The 9,053-nt window shown below is 74.5% G+C and carries 4 protein-coding genes and 1 tRNA gene; 4 read left to right on the top strand and 1 reads right to left on the bottom strand.

Annotated elements, in window-relative coordinates; all coding sequences use genetic code 11:
• The first annotated feature begins 658 nt into the window (after positions 1–658).
• The 3 genes from tmk (at position 659) to ACWCRA_RS16835 (ending at position 7,196) form a co-directional block, all read left to right on the top strand.
• Complete coding sequence (gene tmk / locus ACWCRA_RS16845) at positions 659–4,105, top strand: dTMP kinase (RefSeq protein WP_451067932.1); 3,447 nt, start codon at positions 659–661, stop codon at positions 4,103–4,105.
• 226 nt (positions 4,106–4,331) lie between these two features.
• On the top strand, positions 4,332–5,537 hold the full coding sequence (locus ACWCRA_RS16840; protein WP_451067931.1) for a DNA polymerase III subunit delta': 1,206 nt from the start codon (positions 4,332–4,334) through the stop codon (positions 5,535–5,537).
• 96 nt (positions 5,538–5,633) lie between these two features.
• Entirely contained in the window at positions 5,634–7,196 is a 1,563-nt protein-coding gene (locus ACWCRA_RS16835) for an alpha/beta hydrolase (protein WP_351556797.1), read from the top strand.
• Between the two features lie 3 nt (positions 7,197–7,199).
• On the opposite strand, the gene ACWCRA_RS16830 is transcribed toward ACWCRA_RS16835, so the two are convergent.
• Positions 7,200–8,648 (bottom strand): MFS transporter, encoded by a 1,449-nt coding sequence (locus tag ACWCRA_RS16830; protein ID WP_351556794.1) that lies wholly within the window; start codon positions 8,646–8,648, stop codon positions 7,200–7,202.
• Between the two features lie 276 nt (positions 8,649–8,924).
• Here ACWCRA_RS16830 and ACWCRA_RS16825 point away from each other — a divergent pair.
• Positions 8,925–8,998: transfer RNA gene (locus tag ACWCRA_RS16825), tRNA-Thr, on the top strand.
• Positions 8,999–9,053: the final 55 nt, after the last annotated feature.

Below are 9,053 nucleotides of genomic sequence, written 5' to 3'. Positions count from 1 at the left end.
GCGCTGGGGTTCGCGTGTCGGGTGTCCCGGAGGTCCGGGCCCGGTGGTCTGCGGGGCCGGGGTGGGTGTTCTGTTCGGTGTGGACGGTGGTGGTCTCCTGGGTCCGGACCCGGCGTGCTCTGTGGGTCCCGGTCGTGGTGGTCGGTCCGCCGGGTTCGGTCCGTTCGTCCGGGTGCGACGCGGGGCGCTGGGGTTCGCGTGTCGGGTGTCCCGGAGGTCCGGGCCCGGTGGTCTGCGGGGCCGGGGTGGGTGTTCTGTTCGGTGTGGACGGTGGTGGTCTCCCGGGTCCGGACCCGGGAGCTCTGTGGGTCCCGGTCGTGGTGGTCGGTCCGTCGGGTCCGGTCCGTTCGTCCGGGTGCGACGCCGGGCGCTGGGGTTCGCGCGTCGGACAGCCCGGTCCGGGGCTCGGGGCCGCCGGGGCGGTACCGGCGTCCCGCTGCCCGCCCAGGCACGTCCTTCCGGGCAGAATGCCGGGAATCCGCCGAAAACCCGAAACTCCGCGAACCTCCCGACCCGCAGACCCCCCTCACCCGCCGTCCGGCACCCCGCACACCGCGTCGCGACCCCCGCCGGCGCCCCGCCCCGCCCCCCGATCTCGAACGTCCGTATGTTCGGGCGGGCCCCGCAGGCAGCGGTGTGCTCCGGATAGGCTGGGCGGATGACGCGATCCGAGCAGCCAGCCGAGCCGCAGGCGGCCGTGAGCCCCGTCTCCGAGACCGCACACGGCCCCGACGCCCCCGATGTCCCCGACGCACTCGCCGCGGACTCCCGTGAGCGGGCGCTGCGCGCGCTGCTGCGCCTCCCCTCGCTCAGAAGGCTCTGGAACGCCCAGGCCGTCGGCGCTGTCGGCGACGCCGTCGCCGTCCTCGTCCTGCTGCTGCTGACCCTTCAGGCCGCCGTCTCGGAGGGCACCTTCGGCGCCGGCTACCGCGGCGCCGCCTTCTCGGTGGCCGCCGTCCTCGGCGCACGCGTCCTCGCCACGGTCCTCTTCGGAGCCGTACTCCTCGGTCCGCTCACCACCCTCACCTCAGCCAAGGGCCCGTTCGACCGCCGCTGGACCATGATCGGCGCGGACGGTCTGCGGCTGGCGCTGCTCGTCGTCGCCCCCCTGTGGCTGGATTGGACCCCCGGCGCGGCCCCCCTGATCCTGCTGGCGACCGTCTTCGCCACCGGCGCCGCCGAGCGGTTCTGGACGGTCGCCCGCGAGGGCGCCGCCCCCGCGCTGCTGCCCGCCCCGCCGCTGGAGGGCGCGGCGGTGCGCCCGCTGCCGGACCATCTGGACGCCCTGCGCCGGCTCTGGCTGCGCACTGCGTTCGCCGCCGTCCCCGCCGGTGCCGCCGCCCTGCTCGTCGCCACGCTCATCGGCAATCTCCTCGGCGCCGGCATCGAGTGGTTCTCCCTGCACCAGGCGGCCCTCGGCTCCTATGTCGCGGCCGGCCTCTTCGCGGCCTCCGTCTCGGTGCTCGCCTTCATCCAGCTGCCCGGCTCGCCGACCCCCCGGCCCCGCTCGCCGCTGGAGGGGCTGCGCCGCCCGTCCGCCCCGAGCGGCTCCGCCGACAAGGGCCGCACCGGCGCCCTGCCGCTGTTCCTGCTGGCCTGCGCGGCCGTCGCGGGCGCCGTCGCGGCGGCCGTCGCCGTCTCCGTACTGCACGCCGGGGACCTCGGCGGCGGACCCGTCACCTTCGCGCTGCTGGTCCTCGCCCTGACCGGCGGTACGGCGCTCGGCATCCGCGCCGCCGAATCCGTCCTGCCCACCCTGTCGCGCCGCCGGCTGCTGGCCCTCGCGGTCGCCGTCACCGGTGTCGCGCTGCTGGCCATGGGACTGGTCCCGGACACCGCGACCGTCCTCTTCATCGCCCTGCTCGCCGGAGTGTCGGCGGGTGTCGCCGCCGGCATCGGGCACGCCCTCGTCGACCAGGAGTCCGAGGCCCCCCGGCGGGCCCGGATGACCGATCACCTCCAGGCGGTCGTCCGCGTCGCCATCGCGCTCGGCGCGCTCGCCGCCCCGCTGCTGGCCGCGGCGATCGGCCCGCACCGCCTCACCGCCGGGGACCTCGTCTTCACCCATGGCGGCGCTGCCTTCGCGCTGATGCTGGCGGGCGCGCTGCTGCTGCCGGTCGCCGCGATCATCCTCGCCAGGACCGACGACCGCGCGGGCGTCCCCCTGCGCCGCGATCTGGGCGACGCGCTGCGCCGGGGCGCGGACCCGTCCCAGACCACCGCCCCCACCGGGTTCTTCATCGCCCTGGAGGGCGGCGACGGAGCGGGGAAGTCCACCCAGGTCGACGCGCTCGCCGAGTGGATTCGCAACAAGGGCCACGAGGTCGTCGTCACCCGCGAGCCGGGCGCCACCCCGGTCGGGAAGCGGCTGCGGTCGATCCTGCTCGATGTGTCGTCGGCCGGGCTCTCCAACCGCGCCGAGGCGCTGCTGTACGCGGCGGACCGCGCCGAGCACGTCGGCTCGGTGGTCCGGCCCGCGCTGGAGCGCGGCGCCGTGGTGATCACCGACCGGTACATCGACTCCTCGGTCGCCTACCAGGGCGCCGGACGGGATCTGTCGCCGACGGAGATCGCCCGGATCTCGCGCTGGGCCACGGACGGCCTCGTACCGCATCTGACCGTCCTGCTCGATGTCTCCCCGGAGACCGCGCGGGAGCGCTTCACGGAGGCGCCCGACCGGCTGGAGTCGGAGCCCGCGGAGTTCCACCAGCGGGTGCGCTCGGGCTTTCTGACGCTGGCGGCGAGCGACCCGGCGCGCTATCTGGTGGTGGACGCCGGGCAGGAGCCGGAGGCCGTCACCACGGTGGTGCGCCACCGTCTCGACCGGATACTGCCGCTCTCGGCGGCCGAGGTGGAGGCGCGGGCGGAGGCCCGCCGCAAGGCGGAGGAGGAGATCAGGCGCAAGGCCGAGGAGGAGGCCGCGCGCAAGGCGGAGGAGGAGCGCCTGGAGCGCGAGCGCCAGGAGCAGCTGACCAAGCTCCGCGCCGAGGAGGAGGCCCGCCGCAAGGCCGAGGAGGAGGCCGCGCGGCAGCGCGAGGCCGAACGGCTGGCGGAGGAGGCCCGGCAGCGCGCCGAGGAGGCCCGCAGGCTCGCCGACGAGGAGCGCCGCAAGCGCGAGGCGGAGGAGAAGGCGCGCCGCGACGAGCAGGAGCGGCTGCGCAGGCTGGCCGAGGAACAGGCCAGGCTCCGGGCGGAGGCGGAGGAGCGCCGTCTGGAGAAGCAGCGCAAGGCGGAGGAGGCCCTGCTGCGGGCCGAGGAGGCGCGCCGCGCGGCGGCCGAGGAGGAGGCCAGGCGCGCCGCCGAGCGGGCGGCGGCCGAGGCGGCTGAGGAGGAGGCCAGGCGCGCCGCCGAGCGGGCGGCGGCCGAGGTCTCGTCCCATGAGGTGACCGTGCCGACCCCGGTGGTCCGCCCGGGGGACCCCTCGCCCAACGAGGTGACGGTCCCCACGCCGGTGGTCCGCCCGGACGACGACACCCAGCAGGTGCCGAGGGTGGTTCCGGAGCGGGACCACCGGACCTCCTCGCCGTCGGAGGAGACGGCGGTTCTGCCGCCGGTGCGCGATCCGCGTGAGACGAGTGAGCGGCGTGAGTCGCATGAGTCGCGTGCGCCGCGTGAGCCCCGCGCTCCGCGTGACGGGCGTGATACCCGGGGCGGCCGGGACAACCGCGACGACAACCGCGGCGACCGCGGCGACCGCGACAACCGCGGCGACCGCGACGCGCGGGCTTCGGACGAGACGGCCGTACTGCCGCAGTTCCGCGACCCGCGCGCGGCCGACGAGACGGCCGTACTGCCCCCCGTACGGGACGACCGTCCGGCGGACCGGGTGCCTCCGGGCTTCTTCCGCGACGAGCGGGACACCGGCCAGGACGACCGCGGCGGCCACGGCGCCGGTCACGGAGGCCGCGGCGACCGTGCCGGGCGCGGCGGACCCGACGGCTCGGACGCCCGTACGCGGGAGCTTCCGCAGATCGACCCGGACACGGGCCGTCCGAAGCGGCGCTCGGACTGGGCGGAGGAGACCCCGCTCGACGACCTCCCGACCCTCGCCGACGAGCTGCTGGGCCGCCGCGACGACGAGAAGGGCGGCCGGGGCCGGCGCTGATCCCGTGGACCGTTGTGGACCGGGTGGACCGGGTGGACCGGGTGGACCGGGTGGACCGGGTGGACGGGCCAGGGCGCCCCGCGCGGCGGTCCCGCCGGCGCCCCGCGCGACGGCGGACGCCCGTCGCCGGGGCGCCGGTGCTCCACTGTCAGACCCCTGCCCCACAATGGGAGACCACGGACAGGGGCGGTATGAGCGGCAGCACGCAAGGCAGGGGTGACGGCGGATGACCGTGTGGGACGACCTCGTGGGTCAGGAGCGGGTGCAGACGCAGCTCAGCGCCGCCGCGCGGGATGCCGATGCCCTCGTCACCGCCGTGGCGGACGGCGAGCAGTCGCCCGACGCCTCCAAGATGACGCACGCCTGGCTGTTCACCGGCCCCCCCGGCTCCGGCCGGGCCACCGCCGCCCGCGCGTTCGCCGCCGCCCTCCAGTGCGTCAGCCCCGACCGGGCGCTCGGCGGCATCCCCGGCTGCGGATTCTGCGACGGCTGCCACACCGCCCTCATCGGCACCCACGCCGATGTCCAGATCATCCGCACCGACCTGCTCTCCATCGGTGTCAAGGAGACCCGCGACCTGGTCCGCCGCGCCCAGCTCTCCCCGGCGGTCGGCCGCTGGCAGGTGATCATCATGGAGGACGCCGACCGGCTCACCGAGGGCGCGGGCAATGTCCTGCTGAAGGCGGTCGAGGAGCCCGCGCCGCGCACGGTCTGGCTGCTCTGCGCGCCCTCGCTGGAGGATGTGCTGCCGACGATCCGCTCCCGCTGCCGCCATCTGACCCTGCGCACGCCCCCGGTCGCGGCGGTCGCCGATGTGCTGATCCGGCGGGACGGCATCGAGCCCGAGGCCGCCGCCGCCGCCGCGCGGGCGACCCAGGGGCACATCGACCGGGCGCGCCGGCTCGCCACCGACGAGCGGGCCCGGGCCCGCCGGGCCACCGTGCTCAAGCTGCCGCTGCGGATCGACGACATCGGCGGCTGCCTCAAGGCCGCCCAGGAGCTGATCGACGCCGCCGCCGAGGACTCCCGGCAGGCCGCCGAGGAGACCGACGTCAAGGAGACCGAGGAGCTGAAGGCGGCGCTCGGCGCGTCGCAGGGCGGCCGGATGCCGCGCGGCACCGCCGGGGCGATGAAGGAGCTGGAGGACCGGCAGAAGCGCCGCAAGACCCGTACCCAGCGCGACAGTCTCGATCTCGCGCTCAGCGATCTGACCGGTTTCTACCGCGATGTCCTGGCGATCCAGCTCGGCTCCGGGATCGCCATCGCCAACGAGGACGTACGGGACGCCCTCGACCGGATCGCCCGCTCCTCGACGCCGGAGCGCACCCTGCGCCGGATAGAGGCCGTGGTGGCCTGCCGGGAGGTGCTGGAGGCGAATGTGGCTCCGCTCCTCGCGGTGGAGGCGATGACGGTCGCCCTGCGGGCGGGCTGACCCTCCGTCCTCCCGGGGCCGTCAGGGTCAACACTCCGGTTCACCCATCCGTGCAAGGAGGGGCATTCTCCGCGCATCGTCCCCTACTCTCCGGGAATGGACCCAAGGCGTACGTTCCGCAGTTCCGTCCTCGCGGTGGCCGCAGCAGCCCTGCTGGCCTCCGGCTGTACGGGAGGGAGCTCATCGTCCAGAGCCTCGGCGTCCACCTCCGGCGGCGCCGGGTCCGGCACCGCGCCCGCCGCCGAACCGAGCGCGGCCCTGCGGCCGTACTACCGGCAGAAGCTGGAGTGGCGCGAGTGCGGCGCCTCCGACTTCCAGTGCGCCTCGCTGAAGGTCCCGCTCGACTACGGGGACCCCGGTGGCGAATCGATCAAGCTGGCCGTCGCCCGCAAGAGGGCGACCGGCCCCGGGAAGCGGCTCGGTTCGCTCCAGGTCAACCCGGGCGGCCCGGGCGGCTCGGCCGTCGGCTACCTCCAGATGTACGCGGGCATCGGCTACCCCGCCCCGGTCCGCGCCCGCTACGACATGGTCGCCGTCGACCCGCGCGGGGTGGCCCGCAGCGAGCCGGTGGAGTGTCTCAGCGGGAAGGAGATGGACGCGTACACCCAGACCGACCAGACCCCCGACGACGCCGCCGAGACCGGCCGTCTCACCGCCTCGTTCAAGGGCTTCGCCCAGGGCTGCGAGAAGCGCTCCGGCACCGTCCTGCCGCATGTCTCCACGGTGGAGGCGGCCCGGGACATGGATGTGCTGCGCGAGGTGCTGGGGGACCGGAAGCTGGCCTATGTGGGGGCCTCGTACGGCACCTTCCTCGGCGCGACCTACGCCGAGCTGTTCCCCGGCCGCACCGGCCGGCTGGTCCTCGACGGCGCGCTGGACCCCTCCCTCCCCGCCCGCCAGGTCAACCGCGACCAGACGGCCGGCTTCGAGACCGCCTTCCAGTCCTTCGCGGCCGACTGCGTGGAGCAGCCCGAGTGCCCGCTCGGCACCGTCTCGGCGCGGGACGCCTCCACCCGGCTCAAGGACTTCTTCGCCGAACTGGACGCCCGGCCCGTCCCCACGGGGGAGAGCAGGGAGCTGGGCGAGGCGCTGGCGACGACGGGCGTTCTGACCGCGATGTACGACGAGGGCGCGTGGCCGCAGCTCCGCGAGGCCCTGACCAGCGCGATGAAGGGCGACGGCGCGCCCCTGCTGTCGCTGGCGGACAGCTACTACGAGCGGGACGGCGACGGCTCCTACTCCAATCTGATGTACGCGAACGCGGCCGTGAACTGCCTGGACCTGCCGCCCGCCTTCACCGGTCCGAAGGATGTGGAGGCCGCGGTCCGCACGTTCGAGAGGGCCTCCCCGGTCTTCGGCCGCGGCTTCGCGTGGGCGGCGCTGAACTGCGCGTACTGGCCGGTGCCCGCCACCGGGAAGCCGCACCGCATCGAGGCGGAGGGCGCGGCCCCGATCCTGGTCGTGGGCACGACCCGCGACCCCGCGACCCCGTACACCTGGGCGCGCGGGCTGGCCGGACAGCTCTCCTCGGGGACGCTGCTGACCTACGACGGCGACGGCCACACGGCGTACGGCAGGGGGAGCGACTGCGTCGACACGGCGATCAACGCCTACCTCCTGGAGGGCACGGTCCCGGCCGACGGGAAGCGCTGCCGCTGAGCCTCAGTGCCCCGCGGTGGCGTGCAGACCGCGCGGTACGAGCCACACCACCAGCAGGGTGACGGCGCCGACGATCCCGACCGACACGAAGGCGGTGGTGGTCAGCGCGCTGTCGAACGCCGCCCGCCCGGCGGCCAGCACCGCCTCGCCCGCTCCGCCGCCCTCACGGGTCGCCAGCTCGTACGCGCCCCCGATCGACTCGCGCGCCTGGGTCGGCTGCCCGGCCATATGACGCGCGTACACCGCGCCGTGGATCGACCCCAGCAGCGCCACTCCGAGACCGACGCCCAGCTCGTAGTTGGTCTCGGAGACGGCCCCGGCCTGTCCGGCGCGCTCGGCGGGGACGGTGGAGACCAGCACCGACGAGGCGGTGGTGATCGCCATCCCGTCGCCGAGGCCGAGCAGCACGAGAACGGCGGCGACATAGCCGTACGTCGTCGGCTCGGGCGACAGCGCGAGCACCAGGAACCCGGCGACCACCCCGCTCAGCCCCAGCGCCATGATCGATCTGACCCCGATCCGCTCCATCACCCAGGGCGCGAGCAGCGCTCCGACGAGCATGGCGAGCGCGGCGGGCAGGGTGCGCAGGCCGGCCTGGGAGGGGGAGTACCCGTGGACGTACTGGAGCCAGAGCGAGACCAGGAAGAGCGCGGCGCCGATCGCGAGCATCGCCATCAGGATGACGAGCGCGGCGGCGGTGAAGGTGCGGTTCCTGAAGAGCCGCACATCGAGGAGCGGATCGCGCAGGGTGAGCTGCCGTCGTGCGAAGAGCGCGAGCACCAGCACCCCGGCGGCCAGTACCGCCAGGTCCAGGGGGGCCGGGCTGCCCTTGGCGACGTGTTTGATGCCCCAGGCCAGTGCCACGATCCCGACGACGGAGAGCACCGAGCCGAGATAGTCGAGCGGCCCGTGCCCGGCGTCCTTGAACTCCGGCAGCAGCCAGACCCCCGCGATGATGGTCACCACGACCACGGGCACATTGATCCAGAACGCGGCGGCCCACCCGTACTCCTCCACGAGCACCCCGCCGACCAGCGGCCCCACGGCCGCCCCGGCCCCGGCCACCGCCGCCCAGATCCCGATCGCGAGGGCCCGCTCCCGCGCGTCGGTGAAGACATTCCGGATCAGCGAGAGCGTCGACGGCATGACCATCGCCCCTCCGATCCCGAGCAGCACCCGCCCGCCGATCAGCTGCCCCGTGCTCCCCGCCGTCGCGGCGACGACCGAGGCGATCCCGAAGATCACGATCCCGGTGATGAAGAGCAGCTTGCGCCCGTAGCGGTCGCCCACGGCGCCCGTGGTGACGAGCAGCCCGCCGAGGACGAGCCCGTAGATGTCGATGATCCACAGCTGGGCGATGGCGCTCGGCCGCAGATCGTCGATGAGGGACGGCAGCGCGACATTGAGGATGGTCGCGTCCATCGCCACCAGCAGCAGACTGGAACACAGCACCGCGAGCACCCCCCACCGCCCGGGTCCGGGGCGCTCTTCCGCGGCGCGGCCTGGGGGGTTCACGGCTCCGGCCACGGCCTTGCCCTCCGGGATGAAAGTGGCGATATGGGTGTATATATTCTCCGAGGTCAGTATTGAGGGATGCCCCCCGCACCGCGCAACTCGACAGCCTCCCCCGGTCCCCGCCGGTGGTTCGGGGCACCCTGATCAACCCTGTAGACTTGGCGCCGCTGCTGATGCGAACGTGTCCTCGAAAGGGCCGGTGCATCCCAGCTTGCCGCCTTAGCTCAGTTGGCCAGAGCAACGCACTCGTAATGCGTAGGTCTCGGGTTCGAATCCCGAAGGCGGCTCTGAAGGACCCCAGGACTCACTCGCCGTGACCTGGGGTTTTTCGCTTTTCCGGAC

Source organism: Streptomyces sp. NPDC001889, assembly GCF_053594535.1.
The sequence above is the reverse complement of the archived record's forward strand: the minus strand, read 5'-3'. Positions and strand labels throughout refer to the sequence as shown.

What these genes read in the sequence shown, in the direction of transcription:
- tmk (WP_451067932.1), top strand. Translation starts at nt 659, where the DNA reads ATGACGCGATCCGAGCAGCCAGCCGAGCCGCAGGCGGCCGTGAGCCCC.
- ACWCRA_RS16840 (WP_451067931.1), top strand. Translation starts at nt 4,332, where the DNA reads ATGACCGTGTGGGACGACCTCGTGGGTCAGGAGCGGGTGCAGACGCAG.
- ACWCRA_RS16835 (WP_351556797.1), top strand. Translation starts at nt 5,634, where the DNA reads ATGGACCCAAGGCGTACGTTCCGCAGTTCCGTCCTCGCGGTGGCCGCA.